This window comes from Ruegeria sp. CL3, from assembly GCF_056536505.1.
In genome coordinates, this window is the sequence record NZ_JBQFPT010000001.1 from 1 (window position 1) to 22,595 (window position 22,595).

General features: G+C 59.2%; 27 protein-coding genes and 1 tRNA gene. 11 read left to right on the forward strand and 17 right to left on the reverse strand.

The features are described from left to right. A partial coding sequence (locus ACR0NO_RS00005; RefSeq protein ID WP_480722521.1) for a hypothetical protein occupies positions 1–984 on the reverse strand: 984 nt, incomplete at its 3' end. Between the two features lie 270 nt (positions 985–1,254). Between ACR0NO_RS00005 and ACR0NO_RS00010 the strand changes: the two genes are divergently transcribed. Then, positions 1,255–1,659 (forward strand): hypothetical protein, encoded by a 405-nt coding sequence (locus ACR0NO_RS00010; RefSeq protein ID WP_480722522.1) that lies wholly within the window; start codon positions 1,255–1,257, stop codon positions 1,657–1,659. A gap of 23 nt (positions 1,660–1,682) precedes the next feature. Here ACR0NO_RS00010 and ACR0NO_RS00015 read toward each other — a convergent pair whose 3' ends face one another. From ACR0NO_RS00015 to ACR0NO_RS00035, 5 genes are read right to left on the reverse strand one after another with little or no spacing between them, the layout of a single operon-like run. Beyond that, on the reverse strand, positions 1,683–2,867 hold the full coding sequence (locus ACR0NO_RS00015) for a vWA domain-containing protein (RefSeq protein ID WP_480722523.1): 1,185 nt from the start codon (positions 2,865–2,867) through the stop codon (positions 1,683–1,685). A gap of 3 nt (positions 2,868–2,870) precedes the next feature. Then, a complete protein-coding gene (locus tag ACR0NO_RS00020) occupies positions 2,871–3,041 on the reverse strand; it encodes a hypothetical protein (protein ID WP_170373958.1) in 171 nt (56 codons plus the stop codon). A 7-nt stretch (positions 3,042–3,048) separates the two neighbouring features. After that, positions 3,049–4,413 carry a DUF2927 domain-containing protein gene (locus tag ACR0NO_RS00025; protein WP_480722524.1) on the reverse strand — a complete coding sequence of 455 codons (1,365 nt, stop codon included), beginning with the start codon at positions 4,411–4,413 and terminating at the stop codon, positions 3,049–3,051. Further along, positions 4,410–4,877, reverse strand: a complete 468-nt coding sequence (locus tag ACR0NO_RS00030; RefSeq protein ID WP_480722829.1) for an N-acetyltransferase family protein — start codon at positions 4,875–4,877, stop codon at positions 4,410–4,412. Before ACR0NO_RS00030 ends, ACR0NO_RS00025 begins: the two co-directional genes overlap by 4 nt. Before the next feature lie 59 nt (positions 4,878–4,936). Beyond that, on the reverse strand, positions 4,937–5,782 hold the full coding sequence (locus ACR0NO_RS00035) for an AAA family ATPase (protein WP_480538168.1): 846 nt from the start codon (positions 5,780–5,782) through the stop codon (positions 4,937–4,939). Between the two features lie 371 nt (positions 5,783–6,153). Here ACR0NO_RS00035 and dksA point away from each other — a divergent pair, with 371 nt between their 5' ends. Further along, a complete protein-coding gene (gene dksA / locus ACR0NO_RS00040) occupies positions 6,154–6,576 on the forward strand; it encodes an RNA polymerase-binding protein DksA (RefSeq protein WP_170374347.1) in 423 nt (140 codons plus the stop codon). 70 nt (positions 6,577–6,646) lie between these two features. Then, positions 6,647–7,798, forward strand: coding sequence for an FAD-dependent oxidoreductase (locus tag ACR0NO_RS00045; protein WP_480722526.1), 1,152 nt, complete (start codon positions 6,647–6,649; stop codon positions 7,796–7,798). A 2-nt stretch (positions 7,799–7,800) separates the two neighbouring features. Here ACR0NO_RS00045 and xth read toward each other — a convergent pair whose 3' ends face one another. Together xth and ACR0NO_RS00055 are read right to left on the reverse strand one after the other, a co-directional pair. Next, positions 7,801–8,580: an exodeoxyribonuclease III gene (xth, locus tag ACR0NO_RS00050; RefSeq protein ID WP_480722528.1), complete on the reverse strand. Its 780-nt coding sequence runs from the start codon at positions 8,578–8,580 to the stop codon at positions 7,801–7,803. A 281-nt stretch (positions 8,581–8,861) separates the two neighbouring features. Continuing rightward, positions 8,862–9,185 carry a HesB/IscA family protein gene (locus ACR0NO_RS00055; RefSeq protein ID WP_170373953.1) on the reverse strand — a complete coding sequence of 108 codons (324 nt, stop codon included), beginning with the start codon at positions 9,183–9,185 and terminating at the stop codon, positions 8,862–8,864. Between the two features lie 76 nt (positions 9,186–9,261). Here ACR0NO_RS00055 and ACR0NO_RS00060 point away from each other — a divergent pair, with 76 nt between their 5' ends. Then, positions 9,262–10,404 (forward strand): deoxyguanosinetriphosphate triphosphohydrolase, encoded by a 1,143-nt coding sequence (locus ACR0NO_RS00060; protein ID WP_480722530.1) that lies wholly within the window; start codon positions 9,262–9,264, stop codon positions 10,402–10,404. Here the strand turns inward: ACR0NO_RS00060 and ACR0NO_RS00065 are convergent, their stop codons facing one another. Next, a complete protein-coding gene (locus ACR0NO_RS00065) occupies positions 10,405–10,950 on the reverse strand; it encodes a putative pterin-binding protein (protein WP_480722532.1) in 546 nt (181 codons plus the stop codon). Positions 10,951–11,081: 131 nt separating this feature from the next. Here ACR0NO_RS00065 and argS point away from each other — a divergent pair, with 131 nt between their 5' ends. From argS to ACR0NO_RS00095, 6 genes are all read left to right on the forward strand, one after another. Then, complete coding sequence (argS, locus tag ACR0NO_RS00070; protein WP_480722533.1) at positions 11,082–12,827, forward strand: arginine--tRNA ligase; 1,746 nt, start codon at positions 11,082–11,084, stop codon at positions 12,825–12,827. An 87-nt stretch (positions 12,828–12,914) separates the two neighbouring features. Next, positions 12,915–13,970, forward strand: coding sequence for an SPOR domain-containing protein (locus ACR0NO_RS00075; protein WP_480722534.1), 1,056 nt, complete (start codon positions 12,915–12,917; stop codon positions 13,968–13,970). Then, on the forward strand, positions 13,967–14,974 hold the full coding sequence (gene nagZ, locus ACR0NO_RS00080) for a beta-N-acetylhexosaminidase (protein WP_480722535.1): 1,008 nt from the start codon (positions 13,967–13,969) through the stop codon (positions 14,972–14,974). The genes ACR0NO_RS00075 and nagZ overlap by 4 nt, the downstream gene beginning before the upstream one ends. Further along, positions 14,964–15,758: a segregation and condensation protein A gene (locus ACR0NO_RS00085; RefSeq protein WP_480722536.1), complete on the forward strand. Its 795-nt coding sequence runs from the start codon at positions 14,964–14,966 to the stop codon at positions 15,756–15,758. Before nagZ ends, ACR0NO_RS00085 begins: the two co-directional genes overlap by 11 nt. Beyond that, positions 15,751–16,401, forward strand: coding sequence for an SMC-Scp complex subunit ScpB (scpB, locus tag ACR0NO_RS00090; RefSeq protein WP_170483407.1), 651 nt, complete (start codon positions 15,751–15,753; stop codon positions 16,399–16,401). Before ACR0NO_RS00085 ends, scpB begins: the two co-directional genes overlap by 8 nt. A gap of 64 nt (positions 16,402–16,465) precedes the next feature. After that, positions 16,466–16,684: a hypothetical protein gene (locus ACR0NO_RS00095; protein WP_170466411.1), complete on the forward strand. Its 219-nt coding sequence runs from the start codon at positions 16,466–16,468 to the stop codon at positions 16,682–16,684. On the opposite strand, the gene ACR0NO_RS00100 is transcribed toward ACR0NO_RS00095, so the two are convergent. The 8 genes from ACR0NO_RS00100 to ACR0NO_RS00135 all read right to left on the reverse strand — a co-directional run bounded on the left by ACR0NO_RS00100 (position 16,681) and on the right by ACR0NO_RS00135 (position 21,991). Further along, positions 16,681–17,760 (reverse strand): 2'-deoxycytidine 5'-triphosphate deaminase, encoded by a 1,080-nt coding sequence (locus ACR0NO_RS00100; RefSeq protein WP_480722537.1) that lies wholly within the window; start codon positions 17,758–17,760, stop codon positions 16,681–16,683. The genes ACR0NO_RS00095 and ACR0NO_RS00100 overlap by 4 nt on opposite strands. 61 nt (positions 17,761–17,821) lie before the next feature. Further along, a tRNA-Pro gene (locus ACR0NO_RS00105) sits at positions 17,822–17,898 on the reverse strand. Positions 17,899–17,958: 60 nt separating this feature from the next. Continuing rightward, complete coding sequence (locus tag ACR0NO_RS00110) at positions 17,959–18,519, reverse strand: MerR family transcriptional regulator (protein ID WP_480722539.1); 561 nt, start codon at positions 18,517–18,519, stop codon at positions 17,959–17,961. An 18-nt stretch (positions 18,520–18,537) separates the two neighbouring features. Next, complete coding sequence (gene ihfA, locus ACR0NO_RS00115) at positions 18,538–18,840, reverse strand: integration host factor subunit alpha (RefSeq protein WP_037316145.1); 303 nt, start codon at positions 18,838–18,840, stop codon at positions 18,538–18,540. A 96-nt stretch (positions 18,841–18,936) separates the two neighbouring features. Further along, complete coding sequence (locus ACR0NO_RS00120; RefSeq protein WP_480722540.1) at positions 18,937–19,908, reverse strand: beta-ketoacyl-ACP synthase III; 972 nt, start codon at positions 19,906–19,908, stop codon at positions 18,937–18,939. Positions 19,909–19,930: 22 nt separating this feature from the next. Next, positions 19,931–21,019: a phosphate acyltransferase PlsX gene (gene plsX / locus ACR0NO_RS00125; protein WP_480722542.1), complete on the reverse strand. Its 1,089-nt coding sequence runs from the start codon at positions 21,017–21,019 to the stop codon at positions 19,931–19,933. Positions 21,020–21,043: 24 nt separating this feature from the next. Further along, positions 21,044–21,250, reverse strand: a complete 207-nt coding sequence (rpmF, locus tag ACR0NO_RS00130) for a 50S ribosomal protein L32 (protein ID WP_008756996.1) — start codon at positions 21,248–21,250, stop codon at positions 21,044–21,046. 204 nt (positions 21,251–21,454) lie between these two features. Beyond that, entirely contained in the window at positions 21,455–21,991 is a 537-nt protein-coding gene (locus ACR0NO_RS00135) for a YceD family protein (protein ID WP_480722543.1), read from the reverse strand. Between the two features lie 84 nt (positions 21,992–22,075). Here ACR0NO_RS00135 and ACR0NO_RS00140 point away from each other — a divergent pair, with 84 nt between their 5' ends. After that, positions 22,076–22,552: an outer membrane protein assembly factor BamE gene (locus ACR0NO_RS00140; RefSeq protein WP_419738128.1), complete on the forward strand. Its 477-nt coding sequence runs from the start codon at positions 22,076–22,078 to the stop codon at positions 22,550–22,552. The last annotated feature ends 43 nt before the right edge of the window (positions 22,553–22,595 follow it).

The window sequence follows — 22,595 nt, forward strand, 5'->3', positions numbered from 1 at the left end:
CGCAGCGGCCTGATAGGTCGCGATCTTGCCGACATTGCTGTTGGGAGACGCGTTGCGAAACGCCGGAGCTGCCGCTTTCGATGCGTTCAGATTGCGCAACTTGTCCGAGCCGTACGGGTCGGTAATCGCAGCCACAAGCGGATCGCGGTAATAGCGATACCGATCCTTCTTTTGATGCGAATAGGTGTCATAAACATCCCGCCGATCATCCCACTGTTCATAGGTCGCATCGTCTTTGGTGTATCTGTAACGATCGGGATCGTAGGGCACGGGCTGGATTGTTACTCCATCCTTGTAGCGATGCCGCGGCTGCGGCAGATCCAGGTAGCCGTGGAACTGAGACAATGTGCCTTTGGTCACTGTCCGGCCTTTGGACGCGTCGAAGAAGGCGGTCTCTGCGTCCTGCAGGGCGTCGCGGGTTTCGTGGCGCAAATCCCTGACATCCGCGCGCAGGTCGTCACGTGCCTCTTCATAGGTTTCGGCGTCACGCAGTTCATCCTCAAGCGCGTTCAGGTCGTCTTGGTAGTTGGGGTCTGAGGGATCAAGCGCGGCGATGTCGTCGGCGATGTCGTCGCTGCTACGGCCGTCATAGCTTTCGTTCAGGTCACGCAACTCGCGCCGTGCGTTATAGAGATCTCCGCGCAGGTCATAGTAGGTTTCCGCAGCGGCCTGATAGGTCGCGATCTTGCCGACATTGCTGTTGGGAGACGCGTTGCGAAACGCCGGAGCTGCCGCTTTCGATGCGTTCAGATTGCGCAACTTGTCCGAGCCATACGGGTCGGTAATCGCAGCCACAAGCGGATCGCGGTATCTTCGCTTGTCCGGGTTTTGTTCGTCGTATCGCTTGGTGCGATAGTCCGAGCGAGCAACTGGTCGCGGGGAGTATTCGACCGGAGCAATGGACGCTTTGCGGTAAGCTTTGTTTACGCGTTTTCCGCCGGCCTTGGGCTTCACGCGTGAGCGTTTGCCGAACAGTTCTTCCACATCGCGTTTGAACTCGCGCCCAACGTTCGCGAGGGTTGTTTTCTGAACTTTGCCGTTTCGCGACTTGTTGTTGGAAGGTTTTTGGAACTTCGCTTTCTGCTTGTTGCCAGTTCCGAATATGTTGCGAGAGCGTTGAGTTGTGGACTTGGCTTTTTGCTTGTTGCCATTTCCAAATAGGTTGCCAGAGCGTTGGGTTTTGGACTTCGCTTTCTGCTTGTTGCCACTTCCGAATAGGTTGCGAGAGCTTTGGGTTTTGGATTTGGCTTTCCCATGATCCTTACCGGCATTTTTTGCGCCGTTGCTTTTGCCAGATTTTCCCTTTTCGCCGCTCTTGCCTCCGTCTTTTCCTCCCTTACCGGAATTCCCCTTGCCACCTCCGTTGCCCCTTCCGTTCCCCCTGCCTTTGCCGTTGCCTTTATCGTTTTTTGCGTAAGCCGCATCCGGCGCAAGGGCAAAAGTCGCAACGGCACCGGACGCCAGCACCAATGCAGAAATGGTCAAAAAAGATGTCAGGTAATTGCGAAGTTTAGATTTGGTCATCTCTGCCCCCCAGCATCGATCCGTTTGGTTTATACCACGAATCTCAAAAATGTGGGGAATATCGCTTCGATTGTTTCCTCTGAAGCTATTTCGAGGGCAAAATCTAAGACTTTGTCTTGTTTTTGGCAGCGTTGATCTACTTCAACGCGCAGCGACGTCTAACGAGTCAACTCTCGCATGCCCTGTTCCAACCCAGCCAGTGTCATTGGCACCATGCGGTCTTCGAAAATCTCTTGGATCATGCCGATGGAGTGGGTGTAGCCCCAGTATTTCTCGGGCACCGGGTTGATCCAAAGGTTTGAGGTCCACTGCTCGCGTGCGCGCTGTAGCCAGACTTGGCCTGCTTCTTGGTTCCAGTGCTCGTTGGCGCCGCCGGGGTAGGCGATCTCGTAGGGGCTCATCGAGGCGTCGCCCACGAAGATGCATTTGTAATCGCCGCCATAGGTGCGCAGCACCTCGTGGGTTGGGATCTGTTGGTCCCAACGGCGGCGATTGTCGCGCCAGACGCCTTCATAGAGGCAATTGTGGAAGTAGTAGTATTCCAAATGCTTGAACTCGGTGCGCGCGGCCGAGAACAGCTCTTCAACCACCTTGACATGCGGGTCCATGGAACCACCGACATCCAGAAACAGCAGGACCTTGACCGCGTTATGCCGCTCGGGGCGGGTTTTGACGTCGAGATAGCCGTGTTCGGCAGTGGCGCGGATGGTGCCGTCCAGGTCCAGCTCCTCTGCCGCGCCCTCGCGGGCCCAGCGGCGCAGACGCTTCAAGGCGACCTTGATGTTGCGCGTTCCTAGTTCAACAGTGTCGTCTAAGTTCTTGAATTCGCGCTTGTCCCAGACTTTCACCGCACGCTGGTGGCGGCTTTCCTTCTGGCCGATCCGCACGCCTTCGGGGTTGTAGCCATAGGCCCCGAACGGAGAGGTCCCCGCCGTGCCGATCCACTTGTTGCCCCCCTGATGACGGCCTTGCTGCTCTTTCAGGCGTTCGCGCAAAGTGCCCATCAGCTTGTCAAAGCCGCCAAGGGCTTCGATCTCGGCCTTTTCTTCGTCCGAGAGGTGTTTTTCTGCCATCTTGGCCAGCCAATCCGCGGGGATGTCGACCGCCTCCAGCACCTGATCGAAACTGATCTCGCCCAGCCCCTCAAAACTGGCGGCAAAAGCGCGGTCGAACTTGTCGATATTGCGCTCATCCTTCACCATCGAGACACGGGCGAGGTAGTAGAACGCCTCGACATCATATGTGGCTAGGCCCTTTTTCATCCCCTCCAAAAAGGTCAGATACTCCCGCAGTGAGACCGGAATGCCTGCTTTTCTGAGGTTTTCGAAAAAGGGCAGGAACATGGGCTACACCAAGAACCGCACAAGGATTAGAGACAGGATCAGGCCCAAAAGCGCAAAGGCTATGCCGTAACCGGCCGCGTATTGCGCCATGTCGGCCCGGTTGCCGTTGCGCTTGCGCGCGGCCATTACGCCCAGGATCGCACCCAAAACAGCCATTCCCACTACTACGAGCATTCGTCTGTCATCCGCCTGTATTGTTTCTCGACGTTCCAGCGTCGCCTTCGGCCAGAGACCGGGCCACCAGATCCGAGCCAAACCCGTATCGCGCCCATCCGATACTGTCCAGCCTGACCGCGCGTGCCTGCTGCTCCTGTCCGGCTTGTTTCAGGGCCTCGGATTTCAACAGCAGCAACGTCGCCAGAAGAGAGGCGTTTTCGGCCCGTGTTATCACGTCAATTGCGGAGTTCAGATCGGGCAGGATTTCGGGCCCTCTGTCCTGCGCCAGCGCAAAAGAGGCGGTTTGGGCCGTGACATGCGCGCGGTGAACCTCGGTTCCGGGGGCGGCGTTCAGGAATTGCAGGGCGATCTGATAGTTCTGCAAGGCGGCGGCGGGATCGCGAAACTGGATCATGCGGCCCATAAGGTAATGCGGATAAGCACGGCGGTGGTCGGTCCAGCCCTGCCGCCGTCCGATCTCGGCCGCGCGTTTTGCTGCGCGCAGCTGTCGGGGGGAACCAGGACCGGGGCCGAGGGCTTTATTGATCGCGTCGACCCATTCGCGCGGGGTTTCGGTCAACGGTTGCACCGGCAGCCGGTCGCCGCGCGGGTTGAGGCGGCTGAGCAGGCCGGGGATTACGGCCTCGACCTGTTCACGGGACATCCCCGAGCGCAGTTCAGGAGAATAGGCCGCCCGCAGGATCAACATATCGAACCCGGTCAGAACGGTGTGGATATTGTCATCGTTGAACACGGAATCGGGCAAATGATAAAGGTCGTTGAGCGGCCCCAGCGCCTGCGCCAGTTCTTCATGCAAGCAATCGCGGATTTCCTGCGGGCTGACATCTGCGGGGATGAAAATGCCCAGACGCTCGCGCTGTTGTAACTCGGTCCAGCTGCTTTTGGGCTTGCGGCGGTCGCGGCGGTATTCCTCAAGGCTCGATGAATTGGGGACCACAAAGCAGGCAGCATTGGGCAGGATGCGTTGAATATCGCGCTGAGTGACGGCCTCAATAGTGATGTTGGCCTGACCTTCGGGAATTTGCCGGATGTCGATCCTGGCCTCGCGCCGAATGCGGTTCAACAGGCTGGTCAGGTCGCGCTGCATGCTGGCCGTGGGCGTGCCCGTCAGGCGCACGGTGACGGGTGTTTCGAACCGGGTGAAAACCGGCAGCTCAACGCCGCTTTCCAACGCAAAATGCAAGTCCAGGAAATCGGCAGCAATGTTGGTATTGGACCGCGCAGGGGGCGTTGGCCGCGACGCCGAGAACGACTTGGTAGGGGGCAGAGATTGCTCAACGACCTTGACGTTGTCCGGCAATTCGATCCGTTCGACCGTTGTACAGGCTGACAGCGCCAACACTGCAACGAAGGCGACAAACCGCTTCATGCGCGATTGTACTTTATGAACGGCGTCAGGGTGCCAATCCGATCATAGAGCTGGCGCGCGGTGTGATTGAACTCCTGCGTGAGCCAATAGACTGACGGAGCGCCTTGGCGATCGGCCTCATCATAGACCGCCTGAATCAGGGCGCGCCCGACGCCGGTTCCGCGCGCCTCGGGGCGGGCGAACAGGTCCTGGAGATAGCAGACATTCTCCACCTTCCAGCCATGACGGTGAAACAGGAAATGCGTCAATCCGACCAGCTTGCCGTCCTGTTCTGCAACAAAGCCCGAGAAATCCTGCGGGTCATCGCCCAGCAGACGTTCGAATGCCGTCTCGTAGATCGTGTCGGGCAGGGTGGTTTCATAGAACGCAAGATAATCACGCCACATCTCGGCCCATTGGGCCTTGTCCTCGGCGGTCAGTGGGCGGATTTTGAGGTCTTTGGCCAAGCGATGCGTCCTGCTTATATGGTTTCTGGGATGCTGACACCCGGACCGCCAAGAAGCAAGCCGCGCTCACACCCTGTTCAACGTCGACTGCGTGCCATGAAGGCCAATCGCTCGAACAAATGCACGTCCTGTTCATTTTTTAGCAGCGCGCCGTGCAGTTTTGGAAGCGCGTTAGCCCCTTCGCGTTTGAGGTCTTCGGCACTCAGATCCTCGGCCAGCAGCAATTTCAACCAGTCCAGAACCTCGGAGGTTGAGGGTTTCTTCTTGAGGCCCTGGGTGTCGCGAATTTCGTAGAATTGCGTGAGCGCGGTGGTCAGCAGCGCGTCCTTGATACCAGGATGATGGACTTCGACGATGCGGCGCATCGTGTCCTCATCCGGGAAGCGGATATAGTGAAAGAAGCAGCGGCGCAGGAATGCGTCGGGCAGCTCTTTTTCGTTGTTCGAAGTGATGATCACGATCGGGCGGTTCTTGGCCTTGATCGTCTCGCCGGTCTCGTAGACGTGGAACTCCATTTTGTCGAGTTCCTGCAGAAGGTCATTGGGAAACTCGATATCCGCCTTGTCGATCTCATCAATCAGCAGCACGACCTTTTCGTCGGCCTCAAACGCCTGCCAGAGTTTGCCCTTGCGGATGTAGTTCGAGACGTCATGCACACGCTCTTCGCCCAGCTGGCTGTCCCGCAACCGGCTGACAGCGTCGTATTCGTAGAGGCCCTGCTGCGCGCGCGTGGTGGATTTCACATTCCACTCGATCATGCGCAGACCCAACGCGCCGGCGACCTGTTTTGCCAATTCGGTCTTGCCAGTGCCGGGTTCCCCTTTGACCAGCAAGGGGCGCTCCAGCGTGACGGCGGCGTTCACGGCGATGGTCAGATCATCAGTTGCGACATATTCGGCTGTGCCTTGAAAACGTGCGGTCATCGGGTCCTCTTGCTGTTTCCGGCGAAACTGTGGTGTCCGGGTTACAGAGCGATGGGGAATTTGACAAGCCGGGCCGCTGCGTCGGTGAATCAAATTTACCTGCGACTCCAACCGCTTTTGCATGATTCGCAGGCAGGTGCCTTTCTCGAGGGTTGAACAATGCCCTGAAATTGCCTGTCGATTTTCACAGAAAAACAAGGATTTGTTGTTTTAAGTCTCATATTTAGATGAAGGCTTGCGACGGGGCGTCGGTTCTACGTTTGTGTAGTGACATTCCAGTGCCCGTCGGCTAAACGCTGCGCAGAAGGGAGAGCCAAATGTCTGGTGAAGCAACCGTGACCGACGTTACAGGCCATACCGAGGGAGCAAATATGAAGCAGGAAGTTTTTCTGCCGGAGGACTACCGTCCGGCCGAAGATGAGCCTTTCATGAATGATCTGCAGCTTGAGTATTTTCGCCGCAAGCTGCTGGACTGGAAGACAGAACTACTCGCAGGCAGCCGCGACACGATCGAAGGGCTGCAGGACAACACCCGCAACATTCCGGACGTCGCCGACCGCGCCAGTGAGGAAACCGACCGCGCGCTGGAACTGCGCACACGGGATCGTCAGCGCAAACTGGTGGCGAAGATCGACTCGGCCCTGCGCCGGATCGACGAAGGCGAATACGGGTATTGCGAAAAAACAGGCGACCCGATCTCGCTGAAGCGCCTGGATGCGCGCCCGATTGCGACCATGACACTCGAGGCACAGGAACGGCACGAGCGTCGCGAAAAGGTCCACCGCGACGATTGATCGTCCTGAAATGTGAATAATTCAAACGCCGGGGCCTGTTGCTCCGGCGTTTTTGCGTTAAGGCAAGGCCATGAAGATCAACGATTTGAAGTTTTGCGTGGTGGGCGGCGGCATTGGCGGCCTTGCGGCGGCGTTGGCCCTGCGCCAGCGCGGGGCGCAGGTGACCGTGTTAGAGCAGGCCCCAGCGCTGACCGAGGTTGGAGCAGGCCTTCAGATCAGCGCCAACGGGATGTGCGTGCTTCGCGCCTTGGGGGTTGCGGGGCATCAGCCTGAAGCCGCGCAATTCTCGCACGGTACACTTCTGCGCGACTATCGCAAGGGTCGGGTGATCAGTCGTATTCCATCCCCGGCGGCGGGCCCGACATTCTACTATCACCGCGCCGATCTGCTAGAGCTGTTGAGACAGGCATCAGAGGATGCAGGTGTCGACATACGCCTTGGTGCGCGCGTGCAGACGGTTGGCAAACACCCGTCCGAGGCCGAGATTGCGCTGGATGATGGACAGCGCCTTCGCGCCGAATGTGTCATTGCGGCAGATGGCGGACACAGCGCCCTTCGCCCGATCCTAAATGGCCCCGAGGCTCCTGCCTTTACACACCAGATCGCCTGGCGCGCTACGGTGCCTTGGGAGGGCCGGGTTGAGAGACCGCAAGCCTCACTGACAATGGGGCCTGGGCGGCACGTCGTCACTTATCCGTTGCGCGACCAACGCCTGATGAACATCGTCGCGATTGAAGAACGCTCGGACTGGCAGCAAGAAGGCTGGCGCGTTAAGGGCGATCCCGACGACTTGCGCGCGCGGTTTGCCGATTTTGGCGGACCGGTAAGGGGCATACTGACAAAAGTCGAAGAAACGCATCTTTGGGCGCTGTACCTGCGTCCGGTGGCCGAGAGATGGCAGAACGGACGCTTGGCTCTGTTGGGCGATGCGGCACATCCGACGTTGCCCTTCATGGCGCAGGGGGCATGTCTAGCGCTTGAGGATGCCTGGGTTCTGGCACGCTCGTTCGACAGCCAATCGGGTGTGAGGCAAGCTCTTGCAGCCTACGAATCCGCGCGCCAGCGCCGCGCGCAACATGTGGTCGCTGCGGCATCCGCTAACGCGCGCAACTTCCATCTGCGGGGTCCGATGCGTCTGGTCGCGCAAGCAGTTCTGGCAGCAATAGGTCCGCGCCTTACGCGGAAAAATGACTGGATCTACAGCTACGACCCGACCGTCTGATCTCAGATATCCAGATCGACCCAGACCGGCACGTGATCCGAGGGTTTTTCGTGCCCACGCACCTCTTTGTCGATCTGACAGTCCCGCATCAAATCCGCGGCTTGCGGGGTCAGTAGAAAATGGTCGATGCGAATACCGTCATCCTTGTTCCACGCTCCGGCCTGATAGTCCCAGAAGGAATAGTGGCCCGCACCTTGCACGCGGGCACGGAACGCCTCGGTGAACCCAAGGTTCAGGATCTTGCGGAACGCGGCCCGGCTTTTGGGCCGGAACAAGGCGTCCTCGCGCCATGCATCGGGGCGCTTTGCATCTTCTGCCTGCGGAATGATGTTGTAGTCGCCCGCCATTAACGCAGGCTCTTCGCTCGCCAACAGATCATGGGCGCGATCATACAGACGCTCCATCCACGCCAGTTTGTAGTCGTATTTTGGCCCGGGCGTTGGGTTTCCGTTCGGTAGATAAAGGCCACAGACCCGGAGCACCTGCTTTCCAACAACCGTTGCTTCGATCCAACGCGCCTGTTCATCTTCATCGTCACCGGGCAAGCCCCGCGTCACATCCTCCAAAGGTAGCTTCGAGAGGATTGCGACGCCGTTAAAGCTCTTCTGACCATGTGTCTCGACATTGTACCCGCGCTCTTCGAAAATTTCGCTGGGGAAGTTCTCGTCGATGGATTTGATTTCCTGCAAAAGAACCACGTCTGGCTGGGCATCATCCAACCAACGTGGCAAGGCTTCGGCCCGCGCTTTTATGCCATTGATGTTGAACGTGGCGATTTTCATGCGCGATCCTCCGAAGCTGTTTGCAACCTATCGCCCAGAATGATCCCAGCGGCAAGGTGGTGGATGGGGTTGCGAGGCTCTGCCTCGCGCTCCGAGGTATTTATGGCCAGATGAAGAAACGGATCCTTAACCAATTTGGTTGTAGCAAAGAGATGCGGTACAGGCGGAGGCGCCGATGACCGCGCCAGGTGAAGCTCTCCGGCTTTCAGGTCGGAGAGTGGATCCTTGCTTCATCTGGCTGAAAATACCTTGGGGGTGTGGGGGCAAAGCCCCCACGTGGTTCACATGGAAAACGACGTGCCGCATCCACAGGAGGACGTCGCGTTGGGGTTTTCGATAACGAACCGCGCGCCGATAAGTTCCTGGGTAAAATCAATGACTGCATTTTCCAGAAAGGGCAGGGAGATCGAGTCGACTATCACCTTTTGGCCTTTGCCTTCCAGCACAAGGTCGTCTTCTTTCGGTTCGTCCAACGCGATTTCGTATTGAAAACCGGAACATCCGCCGCCTTCAACGGCGACACGCAAGGCCTGACCCTGATTGGCGGCACCGATTTCAGCAAGGCGCTCAAACGCTCGTTCTGTGACTGTCGGAGGCAGATTCATGCCGGACTCCAAAGGTTTATTTCCCAACCAACGTACAATATATGAAACCTATCGACAGGCGACAAGGACCAGACTTTTGGACAGAGCGGGTTTTGCCTCGGATCCAGGCCGCGCACGGGGGCGGTTGGTGCCTGAGGAGGAAAGCAGTTTCCGGTCATGCTTTCAGCGTGATCGGGATCGCATCATTCATGCCAGCGCGTTCCGGCGGCTTAAGCACAAGACGCAGGTTTTTGTGGAACATGAGGGCGACAGCTACCGCACCCGCCTGACGCATTCGATCGAGGTGGCTCAAGTTGCGCGGACCATTGCGGGTGCGTTAGACCTGAACCCGGAACTAACCGAGGCCATCGCGCTTGCGCATGATTTGGGTCACACGCCTTTTGGTCACACGGGTGAGGATGCGCTGCATGCGTTGATGGCGCCCTATGGTGGTTTTGACCACAACGCGCAGGCCATCCGTATCGTCACCAAGCTGGAGCGCCACTATGCCGAGTTCGACGGCTGCAATCTGACATGGGAATGTCTGGAAGGGATCGCAAAGCACAACGGACCGGTGACCGGAGAGCTTCCTTGGGCTCTGGCCGAGTGTAATGGTGGCTTCGATTTGGAACTGCACACTCATGCCAGCGCCGAGGCGCAGGTGGCGGCCCTGTCGGACGATATTGCCTATAACAACCACGATCTTCTGGATGGGCTTCGGGCCGACCTATTCTCTGACGCTGAAATCCAGCAACTCCCGATTGTGGGAGAGTGCTATGCGGCAGTCGATCAGGCCTATCCCGGGCTTGATCCGTATCGCCGCCAGCATGAGGCGCTGCGGCGGGTTTTTGGTGTCATGGTCTCGGATGTGATTGATACCTCGCGAGGGCTTATTGCCGGATCGGGGGCGCGGTCGGTTGAGGATATCCGGCACCATGGCGCGCCGGTCATTCAGTTTTCTGCGGGGCTTTGGGCGCAGCTCAAGGACATCCGCGCCTTCCTGTTCGCGCGGATGTATCGCGCGCCCAGTGTGATGGAAGTGCGGGGGGAAGTGGCACGTGTGGTTGAAGACCTGTTCCCGATCTACCTGAGTGATCCCAAGCAGATGCCGACCCGCTGGCACGATGATATCGAAGCCGCGCAGGATGAGACCGCGCTGGCGCGGATCGTTTCAGACTACATTGCGGGCATGACCGATCGGTTTGCGCTGCAGGATCATAAACGCCTGACCGGCCAGTAGCTATTCGATCCCGATATAGGCCAGCGCCCACACCTGTTGACCGGCCTGTTCCGCAGCCAGATCAGCGTCATCGGTAGGCGGGAAGACGATCATGGTGGGACCGTAGCCGCCGATGCCCATCGGGCTGCCATCCGCATGGGTCGCGACAATTGGGCTGTGGGCCTCGATACTGCTCCAGCGAATTTCGGCTTGATAGCCGTCCAGCGCCATGGGTTTGGCGGTTTTCCCTTCGGCTCCGGCCATTGACATCACCGCCGAGAGAAGAGGGCCAGAGAACGTGATCTCGCGTTTGTTGCCTTCGGGGCCGTAGGGGATCGTGATTTCGGTCTGATCAAGCGCGTCCAGCATCGCGGTGTCGAAACCGGCGGCTCCGCTATGCGTGACCTCCAGATATCCAAGCAGACCGCCGTCATTCTCACCGCGTGCGGGCAGGTTGGTCTCAGAGACCGCGCCGCCCAATGTCAGCAGAACGTGCCCTTTGGGCGCGGGCATCTCGGCCCATACGGGAGTTGCTAGGGCAAGGACAAGGGGCAGGACTAGGCGCATGGGTCGTCTCCGGTTTTGAAATCCTGCACAAATTAGCGGTGTTCGAGGACAATCCAAGCCCAAACCGATGCCTTCCATTGACCTTGACGCTTTGCGTGGTAAACCGCCGGGCAAGCAAAAGGACATCCGAAATGAACCTGTTTTCCGAGATCCGCGGCCTTGTATTGGACGCGTTGGCGCAGATGCAGTCCGAAGGCGCTCTGCCCGAGGGGTTGAGCTTTGACAACGTGGCCGTTGAGCCGCCGCGCGATGCCGCGCATGGCGATATGGCGACCAATGCGGCGATGGTGCTGGCCAAGCCCGCCAAGATGAAGCCGCGCGACATTGCGGATGCTTTGGCGGCCAAGCTGGCCGCCGATAGCCGGATCACCAGCGCAGAGGTTGCGGGGCCGGGGTTCCTGAACCTGCGTTTGGCGGCAACGGTGTGGCAAGGTGTTCTTGCGCGCGTGTTGGAGATGGGCACGGACTATGGCCGCTCGACCATGGGACAGGGGCAGAAGGTCAACGTGGAATATGTCTCGGCCAACCCGACCGGCCCTCTGCATGTGGGTCATACGCGCGGTGCGGTGTTCGGAGACGCTCTGGCGAGCTTGCTGGCCTATTCAGGTCATGACGTGACGCGTGAGTACTACATCAACGACGGTGGCGCGCAGGTGGATGTGTTGGCGCGCTCGGCCTACGAACGATATCGCGAGGCCAATGGCCTCAGCCCCGAGATTGCCGAGGGTCTCTATCCCGGTGACTACCTAATCCCGATCGGCGAGGCGCTGAAAGAGAAATACGGCGACAGCCTGATCGACAAGCCCGAGAGCGAATGGCTGGAAGATCTGCGCAACTTCGCCACCGACGCGATGATGGATCTCATCCGCGCCGACCTGAAGGCGCTGGGCGTTGAAATGGATGTGTTCTTCTCGGAGAAATCCCTCTATGGCACGGGCCGGATTGAGGCTGCGCTGCAGTCGCTGACCAACAAGGGACTGATCTACGAAGGCGTGCTGGAGCCGCCCAAAGGCAAAAAGCCCGAGGATTGGGAGCCGCGCGAGCAGACCCTGTTCAAATCGACCGAACATGGCGATGACGTCGACCGTCCGGTCAAGAAATCGGATGGTGCATGGACCTATTTCGCCCCGGATATTGCCTATCACTATGACAAAGTCAGCCGTGGTTTTGACGCGCTGATCGACGTGTTTGGCGCGGATCATGGTGGCTATGTCAAACGGATGAAAGCCGCTGTTTCGGCGCTGTCTGACGGCAAGGTGCCACTGGATATCAAGCTGACCCAGCTGGTGAAGCTGTGGAAAAATGGCGAGCCGTTCAAGATGTCCAAGCGGGCCGGAAACTTTGTCACCCTGCGCGATGTGGTCGATCAGGTTGGCCCGGATGTGACCCGTTTCGTGATGCTGACCCGCAAGAACGACGCGCCTCTGGATTTCGATTTCGACAAGGTGCTGGAGCAGAGCCGTGAGAACCCCGTGTTCTACGTGCAATACGCCCATGCCCGCGTCATGAGCGTGCTGCGCCGCGCGGCCGAGGCCGAGATTGCCGCCGACGATGCGACACTTATGGGCGCGGATCTGGGCAAGATCGACCATACCTCTGAGCTGGCTGTGGCCAAGAAACTGGCCGAATGGCCACGCTTGGTTGAGATCGCCGCCCGCACCAACGAACCGCACCGCGTCGCCTTCTATCTGTATGAATTGGCAGGGGATTTTCATGCTCTGTGGAACAAGGGTAACGAAGAAACTCAGCTGCGCTTCATCCAGGATGGCGATGTTGCCACAAGCCAGTCGAAAATCGCATTGGCCCGTGCCGTTTCTGTTGTGATTTCAGCAGGCTTGGGTATTCTTGGCGTTACTCCGGCGCAGGAGATGCGGTAACCAATACCGCCCGAACCGCCGGTCTGAGGCAGACAAGAAATGACCCGCGCGCCTTAATCTCAGGCGCAATCGGGCGGTGAGGCGGACATGACGAGTTACGATTACTCGGGGCATCAAAGCCCCGGGCAGATGCATTACCCGAATCAATCCTACGCCGATGATGGGTATGACTACCCTGACGAGATGGCCGACCATGCCGCGCCGCGCAGCGGTTTTGGCGTTGGCAAGGCGATGAACGTGCTGGGGGCGGTCGCGTCTCTGGCGCTGGTCGCCGGGATCGGAATCTGGAGCTACAAGCTGGTGATGCGCGATGTCAGCGGAGTGCCTGTCGTCCGTGCCGCCGAAGGTCCGATGCGCATTCAGCCCGAAAATCCGGGCGGGCGCCCCGCAGATCATCAGGGTCTGGCCGTGAATGCTGTTGCTGCCGAAGGCTCGGCAGCCGCCCCAGCAGATCGTCTAATCCTGGCTCCGCGCCCAGTCTCGCTGACCGATGAGGACCTGCCCGCTGGTGAATTGAAGCCCACCAAAGCTGTCCATGTGGTCGAAGAGCCGATTTCGAACGAAGAGGCCGCGGCCCTGCGGCAAAACGCAGTGGACGCACTGGTAGCCGAACTCGCGGGCGAGGCGGCTCGTGCCAATGATGAACAAACCGAGGATGGCGTGCAGTTGGCGTCTCTGGTGACGCCCGAGGAAGAGCCTGCGATTGACCCGGCGGATTTCGCCGCAGCCCTGCCAGACCCGGCCATTGCCGAGCTTCCGGGCGTGCGCCGCTCGTTGCGCCCGCAAACCCGTCCGGCCCGCCGTGCGGTGGTCACCGATACGTCTGAGGCAGCGATCAACGCGGCCGTCAAATCCGCCGTTGGGTTGGATGTAGACCCTGACACGCTGAGCAAAGGCACTCGTCTAGCGCAGCTTGGCGCTTTTGAGAGCGCGGATGTCGCCAAATCCGAATGGGCGCGTCTAAACGGTCAGTTCCGTGAGTATATGGAAGGAAAACAGCGTGTTATCCAGAAAACCTCAAGCGGTGGCCGCACCTTCTACCGGTTGCGCGTGCTTGGTTTTGATGACCTGAGCGACTCGCGTCAGTTCTGTGCGGCGCTGGTGGCCCAAGGGGCCGACTGTATCCCGGTGGCCGTCAGGTGACGTTCGGGGCCGCAATTTCTGACGCAAAAGCGCTGCGGCTGACCGATGACGAAAGGGCCCTGTTCCGTGAGATGAACCCGTTTGGGTTCATCCTTTTTGCCCGCAACATCGAAAGCGCCGATCAGGTCCGCGCCCTGTGCGATGATTTTCGCGAGGCCGTCGGACGGAATTGCCCTATCACGATTGATCAAGAGGGCGGCCGTGTTCAACGCCTGCGCGCCCCTCTGGCGCGTGAATGGATGCCGCCGCTCGATCATGCCGAACGGGCCGGAGAACAGGCCGAACGCGCCATGTACTTGCGCTATCGCCTGATTGCGCATGAGCTGTTTGAGTTGGGGATCGACAGCAACTGCGCCCCGATGGTGGACGTAGCGCGCCCGGAAACCCACGCCTTTCTACGTAACCGCTGCTACGGCAGCGATGCACAAAGAATCGCTCAACTGGGGCGGGCCGTTGCGCAGGGGCATCTGGATGGGGGCGTTTTGCCCGTCGTCAAGCACATGCCCGGTCACGGTCGGGCCACGCTGGACACACATTTCGACCTGCCGCGCGTCGACCTGCCGCTCGAAGAGCTGACGCAGACTGATTTTGCCCCGTTCAAAGCCCTGAACGACTTGCCAATGGCGATGACCGCTCATTTGGTGTTCGAACAGATCGACCCGGTCCCGGCCACGATCTCGGCCCCGATGATGAAGGTCATTCGCGAGGTGATCGGTTTTGACGGGCTGGTCATGACCGATGACATCACCATGAAGGCGCTTAGCGGGTCGGTGCCCGAGCGCGCGGAACAGGCTTTGCTGGCGGGTTGTGATGTCGTTTTGCACTGCAACGGCAGCTTCGCTGAGCGTCGTGATGTGCTTGAAGCCGCAGGCCAGATGACTGAGGCGGCGCAGGCCCGCGCAGATCGGGCCTTGGCCATGCGCAAAAAGCCCGCCGAACTTGACATCGAGGCCACTGAGGCTGAACTATCTGCCCTAATGGGCGGGCAGGTATATGAACGATAATCTTTTCAGCGAAGATCCGGTTTCGGTCGCCGACCGGCTGGCGGCCGAAGCGCTGATCGTTGATGTCGACGGGTTCGAAGGCCCGTTGGATGTGCTCCTGACCCTGTCGCGGACGCAAAAGGTCGACCTGCGCAAGATCTCGGTTCTGGCACTGGCGCAGCAATATCTGGCTTTTGTCGAAAAGGCGCGTGCGCTGCGGATCGAACTGGCTGCCGACTATCTGGTGATGGCCGCTTGGCTGGCCTTTCTCAAATCCCGCCTCTTGCTGCCGCCTGATCCGGACGATGAAGGCCCCTCGGGCGAGGAACTCGCAGCCCACTTGGCCTTTCAGCTTGAGCGACTGCAGGCCATGCGCGATGCCGCTGCCCGGCTGATGGCACGCGACCAGCTAGGGCGTGATTTCTTCAAGCGCGGGCAGGGCGAGGATGTCACCCGCATTCGCACCGTGACCTATTCCGCCACGCTGCTGGACCTGATGCAGGGCTATGCGCGTATCCGCACCCGCGATGAATTCCGTCCCTTTGTGATGGACCGAGACTCGGTGTTCACGATGGAGCAGGCGCTGGAACGTATGCGCCCTCTGATCGGGTTTGCCGGTGCCTGGACCGATATGGAGACCTATTTGCCCGACGGATGGGACGGTGATCCGGTGCGGCGACGCTCGGCTACGGCGGCGACTTTCGCGGCCTCGCTGGAGCTGGTGAAAGAAGGACATATGGAGATCAAGCAAAGCGATACCTTTGCCCCGATCCATCTGCGCAAGAGGACCGAGACCCGTGACTGACGCCCCCGAAGAAACCGGCACCCTGTTCGAAGCGCCCCCTCTGGCCGAGCAGGAGCGGATGGTCGAGGCGGTGTTGTTTGCCAGCGCTGAACCGGTGACAAATGCCGATCTTGAGGCGCGGATGCCGCATGGAAGCAATGCCGCGCAAGCGGTTGAATTGCTTCAGAAACGATATGAGGGCCGCGGTGTGCGCGTGGTCAAGGTGGGCGAGGCCTGGGCGATCCGCACGGCCCCCGATCTGGGCTTTCTGATGCAGAAAGAAACGGTCGAGACCCGCAAGCTGAGCCGCGCGGCAATCGAAACGCTGGCCATCGTGGCCTATCACCAGCCCTGCACGCGGGCCGAGATCGAAGAGATTCGCGGTGTCTCTGTTTCGCGCGGAACAATCGACCAACTGCTTGAGATGGAGTGGATCCGGCTGGGCCGCCGCCGCATGACGCCGGGCCGCCCGGTGACCTTTGTCGTCACGCCCGAGTTTCTGGATCATTTCGGGTTGGAAAACGCCCGCGACCTGCCGGGCCTCAAGGAATTGCGCGCCGCTGGCTTGTTGGAAAATCGCCCACCACCGGGTGCTATCCCACTGGGCGAGGGGCGCGAAGACGAAGTTGACGAGGATCAGACCGAACTCTTCGAGGAAGAGTGATTAGACTGCCCTTTTACCGCCGCATAGATACCCTATCTTTAGGCGCAGGAAACGGAGTTGAGCAATGAATGCAAATCGGATCATCGATATGATCGTCCGCCAGGTCACGCGCCGACTTGTCAACAAAGGTATCGACAAAGGGTTTGATATGGCAAGCCGTATGGGCGGTTCGTCGGATTCAGGCGATACCCAACCGAAAGGGAAACCGGGGCCGGCCCAGTCGCAGAGTATCAAACAGGCCAAGCAGATGACCCGTCAGATGCGGCGGTTCATGCGGTTTTAGGTAGCCGCCTTGAAATGTTTGGACAGTTTCAGCCCCTGTCCCTGATAGTTCGAGGCAATGCCCGCGCCATATAGCTGCGAGGGCATTTCGGACATCTTCTCATAGACCAAGCGCCCGACGACCTGACCGTGTTCCAGCACGAATGGGGCCTCGTGGCAGCGGACCTCAAGCACACCGCGCGATCCGGCACCACCTGCGGCGGCATGGCCAAAGCCGGGGTCGAAGAAGCCTGCATAATGCACCCGGAATTCGCCGACCATGGCCAGATAGGGGGCCATTTCCGCCGCGTACATGGGTGGGATATGCACCGCCTCGCGACTGACGAGGATGTAGAACGCGCCGGGGTCTAGGATGATACAGCCATCACTCGTGCGCACCTCTTCCCAGTAGTCTTGCGGGTCGTATGCGCCGATCCGGTCCAGATCAATCACGCCGGTATGCGGCTTTGCACGATAGCCGACCAGATCGGTGTCGGGCAACTGCAGGTCAACGGAAAAGCCTAAACCGTCCTGAATGACGGCAGGTCCATCGACCAGCGGGGATTCGGTGTGTAGCGCGGTCAATTCGGCGTCGGTCAGAACGGCTTGACCCTGACGGAAGCGAATCTGGTTCAGCCGCATGCCCGGCCGAACGAGAACCGAGAAGGATCGTGGACAGATCTCAGCATAGAGTGGACCGGTATAGCCTGCGGGCACCCGGTCGAACTCGGTGCCGCCATCGGTGATTGTTCGCGTCAGCAGGTCCAGCCGCCCGGTTGAGCTTTTGGCATTCGCCACCGCGCTGGTCTCAGCGGGCAGGGCGAGCGATTCCTTCAACGGCACGAGATAGACGCAGCCTTTCTCGAGCACGGCTCCGTCGGTGATATCGATCCGGTGCATCTCAAACTCGGCCAAACGGTCGGCGACCGATCGCCCTTCGCCCGCAAGAAATGAAGCGCGGACGCGGTAAGCCACTGTTCCCAAACGAAGATCAAGGCTGGCGGGTTGCACCTGTGCCGGGATCACGTCCGGGCTGGCACTGATCTCACCCCGTGTGATCATCGCTTCGATCTGCTGGTTTGGGCATACACCTGTCATTTCGATCCCCCCTGATGCCAGAGCGGGATCTGGCCTGTCTGCCATAAACGTCGGTGTGATTTGGTCGGGCTAGCAGGACTCGAACCTGCGACCTTCCGTCCCCCAGACGGACGCGCTACCAGGCTGCGCCATAGCCCGACGTTGGAGTGTTCATAACGGTTTTCCCGGCAGGGGCAAGAGGAAAACATTGCCTTTTTTCTATCCTGCCGCCCGTGTTTCCACCCGGTTCAACCATGCGCGCAAATCCTTGGCCAAGGGCGCGATACGGCTGAGTAGTTCATCGTCGAATTCGGACCGATTCCATGCCAGTGAAGCGATGCCTCCAACCAAAGGCGCGGCATCCAACTCGGCTGGTTCGGCGCTTTCCACTGATGCCTCAGCCTCTTGCGGTGCGTCGAGGTCCATTGGGATTTGTTCGGTCTGCGGGGCAGGTTTGGCGGAAAAGGGAACAACGGTGCTGTCCGTTTGCTCGACCGCAGGCTCATCCAGAGACGGCGAGAGCGCTGCAACATGGGCGACACCCTGTTCGCGCAAAATCCGCTGTACGCCCTTGATGGTGATCCCATCCTCGTGCAGCAGCTTTTTGATACCGCCCAGCAGACGCATATCATTAGGGCGATAGTACCGGCGTCCTCCGGCCCGTTTCACGGGTTTGACCTGGGTAAACCGGCTTTCCCAAAAGCGCAGGACATGGGCCTGTACTCCGAGCCAATCCGCAACTTCACTTATGGTGCGAAATGCGTCGGGAGATTTGCTCATGTCCGCGAGGTCCTAGGATTACTTGCGATTCCCGGCGGCGACGCGATCCTTCATCAGGTGCGACGGACGGAAAGTCAGCACGCGGCGGGGTTGGATGGGAACCTCTTCGCCCGTTTTGGGGTTGCGACCGATACGAGCGGTTTTGTCCCGAACGCTGAACGTGCCGAATGAGGAAATTTTCACCTGCTCACCACGCACCAGTGCGTCGGACATGTGGTTCAGAACGCTTTCCACCAGCTGCGCGCTTTCGTTGCGTGACAGGCCAACTTCACGAAAGACGGCTTCGCTTAGATCCATTCGGGTCAGTGTTTTGTCGCTCATACCTTTTCCCCTGTTGATGTCAAAGCATAGGGCGGGGGCAAATTCACTGTCAATATCAATGAATTGCAGGTGGGGGCGTAAGCTGAATTGCGCCGGTTACCAGCGCAGAACAACCGCGCCCCAAGCTAGCCCGCCGCCAATGGCTTCGGTTACGATCAGATCGCCTTGCTTGATTTGCCCACGCTGTTTGCCAACCGACAGGGCCAGAGGGATCGACGCGGCAGAGGTGTTGCCGTGATCCTGTACGGTGACCACGACATTCTCCATCGGCAGGCCCATCTTCTTGGCGGTGCCCTGAATGATGCGGATATTGGCCTGATGCGGCACGATCCAGTCTACATCCGACGCCCCCAATCCGGCGCGATCCAGTGCGGTGTTGGCGGTTTTGGCAAGCTTTTCAACGGCATGACGGAAGACCTGATTGCCCTGCATGCGTAGGTAACCGGTGGATTGGGTGGACACGCCCCCATCCACGTACAGTAAATCCTGATACCGCCCGTCCGAGTTCAGGTCGGTTGCCAGAATGCCACGGTCGTCCGAGGTGCCGGCGCTGTCCTGTTCCTCAAGGATCAACGCACCCGCACCGTCGCCGAACAACACGCAGGTCGAGCGGTCGGTCCAGTCCATGATTCGGGAAAACGTCTCGGCCCCGATGACTAATACACGTTTGGCTTGGCCGGAGAGGATCAGCGCGTTTGCATTGCTCAGCGCGAAAACGAATCCGGCGCAGACGGCCTGCACATCGAAGGCAAAACCGCACGTCATGCCAAGGCGGGCCTGAACCATGGTCGCCGCTGACGGAAAGGTCAGATCAGCGGTCGAGGTCGCGAGAACGATGGCGTCAATGTCTTCCGCCTCTAACCCCGCGTCTGCAAGGGCGGCTTTTGCGGCATTGGTCGCCAAATCCGAGGTGGTTTCACCTTCGGCAGCAAAGTGGCGGCGTTCGATCCCCGACCGGGTTCGGATCCATTCATCCGTTGTATCCAAAGTCTGTTCAAACTCCGAATTCGGGACAACACGTTCGGGCAAATAATGTCCGACACCTACAACGACTGAACGGCCTGCCATGTTTGAGGTACTGCCTTCTTTGTTATTTTTCCGCCTGCGGCGCGGCATGCGCGGCATCTTGTGCAAGCTGGGCCGTTGATGCAACCCGTGCTGCCAATTTTTCGGCAAAACCTGATTGGGCCAGCGTGAAGGCCAGCTTGACTGCGGCTGACACTCCGGTCGCGTCTGCGCCGCCGTGGGATTTCACCACGGTTCCATTTAGCCCCAGGAAAACGCCTCCGTTCACGCGGCGCGGATCGATGCGTTTTTTCAGGCGGTTCAGCGAGGTGATCGCCAGCACCGATGCAAGTCGAGAGAGGGGTGTGTATTTGAAAGCTTCGCGCAGAAGATCTCCGATCAGGCTGGCTGTGCCTTCGCCGGTCTTGATCGCAACGTTTCCGGTAAACCCATCGGTCACAATGACATCTGCCTTGTCGCCGGGAATATCGCTGCCTTCGACAAAGCCCACGAAATCGAAATTCGCGGATTCGGCGAAGTCAGTAATCATGGCATGCGCTTCTTTGAGCTCTGCCCGACCTTTATGTTCCTCGGTGCCGACATTCAGAAGCCCGATACGAGGGCGCTGCAGCGCCATGCCGTTGCGCGCGTAAGAGGCGCCCATCAACGCATATTGCAGCAGATCCTTGGCGTCGGCGCGCACATCGGCACCGACATCCAGCATCACGTTGAACCCCTGACGGTTGCGCGAGGGCCACAGAATCGCAATCGCCGGGCGGCTAACTCCAGGCAGTTTTCGCAGACGCATCATCGACAGCGCCATCAGGGCGCCGGTGTTGCCACAGGATACCGCGCCATGGGCATCGCCTTGACGCACGGCCTCAAGCGTGGACCACATCGAGGTCTGTTTGCCGTTGCGCACAACCTGGCTGGGCTTGTCCTCCATCGTGACGACGTCTGGACAATCACGAAAATCGACGCGCCCATCAAGGACGCGCCGTTTCGCTACGAGCTTGCGCAGCTTGTCTTCCGGACCGTGCAGCAGAAACCCGATATCGGGGTTCTTCTTCGCCGATTGCGCCAAACCTGCAACAACAGCTACGGGACCATCGTCCCCCCCCATGGCATCAACGGAAATAATGATCCGTCCGGCGTGCGTGGGTTGTTCCGTCATGCGAAGGCTTGCGCTCGATCAGGCTTAGGCTGCGTCTTCGTCCAGGTCGATTTCGTCGGCCTGAGCGACGACTTCACGGTCGTCATAGTGGCCGCAGGATGCGCAAACGTGGTGCGGGCGCTTCAGCTCGCCGCAGTTCGGGCATTCGTTCGGGTTTGCAGCAACCAGAGCGTCGTGTGCGCGGCGGTTGTTGCGACGCGACTTGGAAACTTTGTTCTGTTGGACGGCCATGGTCTCAACCTTTGTCTACTGAGGGTCAGCAGAATCGCCGCCGACCGGGTTTCATATTTCGTTTATCGTGGTTTGACGCGCGTTTAGGGTACATGCCCCACGTTGTCCAACCCTAAATCCGATGAGCGCGCGAAAATACTGCGATTCTCGACATGTTCAAGCGATTTTTCTGACCGCTTGCTATGACAGGAAATCTCTGCCCTGTCACTCGTCTTTTTTCAGCGCATCGCGCAAACCTGCCAGTCCGGCGAAGGGTTTGGCATCTTCGTCCGTCATCGCCTGTTTACCCGGCTCTGTATAGTCGGCCTGCTCCAGTTCCGCACCCTCTTTGCGTGGATAGAGGGGGAGGGCCAGCGACAGCGCCTCGATCATCACCTGGGTGGGGTCAATTTCGACGCCCAGAGCCTCGGTTTCGTCGCCTTCGGGGATTTCGAACTCTTCTTCCTCGGGGTCTGCCCAGTCGGCCAGAAAGGTACGAGTGACGGGGACGTCGATACGTGTGGTCACCGGTTCCAGCGTCACGACGCAGGGTTGCACGACAGTTGCGCCCAGTTTGGCGGTGAGGACCCAGTCCTTCTTTCCTTCGGCCTCAACTTGGCCGACAAAGCTGAGCTTGCGAAGGCCAAGCAGGTCAAGCTCGGCTTTGATGTTGTCCAGGTCCGTCGCGTTTGGGCGCAATTCGAAGGATGTTGGCGTGTTTTGGGGCAGGTCGGCCACCCGCAGAGATGTCGTGTTGCTCATTCGTGACCCTTTCCTGTGTTGAACCGGGGCATCGGTTTCTGTAAGCGGATAGGGGCCGTTACGGATCAAGGCAAGAGGGTGTATATGGTGATGGGTGTAAACAAGGTGAAACGAGCAGCGAAATCGCTCGTCTTTATTGCCTGTCTGGCTGCGGTTGCGGCCTGTACGCCGACCTTCAAGAATCACGGCTATATTCCGCCTGCCGAAGATCTGGCCGAGATCAAAGTGGGTGTCGATACCCGCGACACCGTGGCCGAAGCCATCGGCGCGCCCGGTATTTCCGGCGTTGTGCAAGATTCGGGCTATTACTACGTCGCCTCTCGCGTGCGTTTTTACGGCCCCAAACGGCCCGAGGTCGTCTCGCGCGAATTGGTTGCCATCAGCTTTGACCAGCGCGGCGTCGTCCGCAATATCGAGAGGTTCGGTCTGGAGGACGGAGTCGTCGTGACCCTTGAACGGCGCGTGACCGAATCCAGCATCCAGAACAACGGCTTCCTGCGTCAGCTGCTGGGCAATATCGGCAACTTCAACCCAGCTAACATTCCGGGCGCCACCAACTAAGTCACAGGACTGTCGTGTCGTCTTCACAAGGCGGTCACATCTG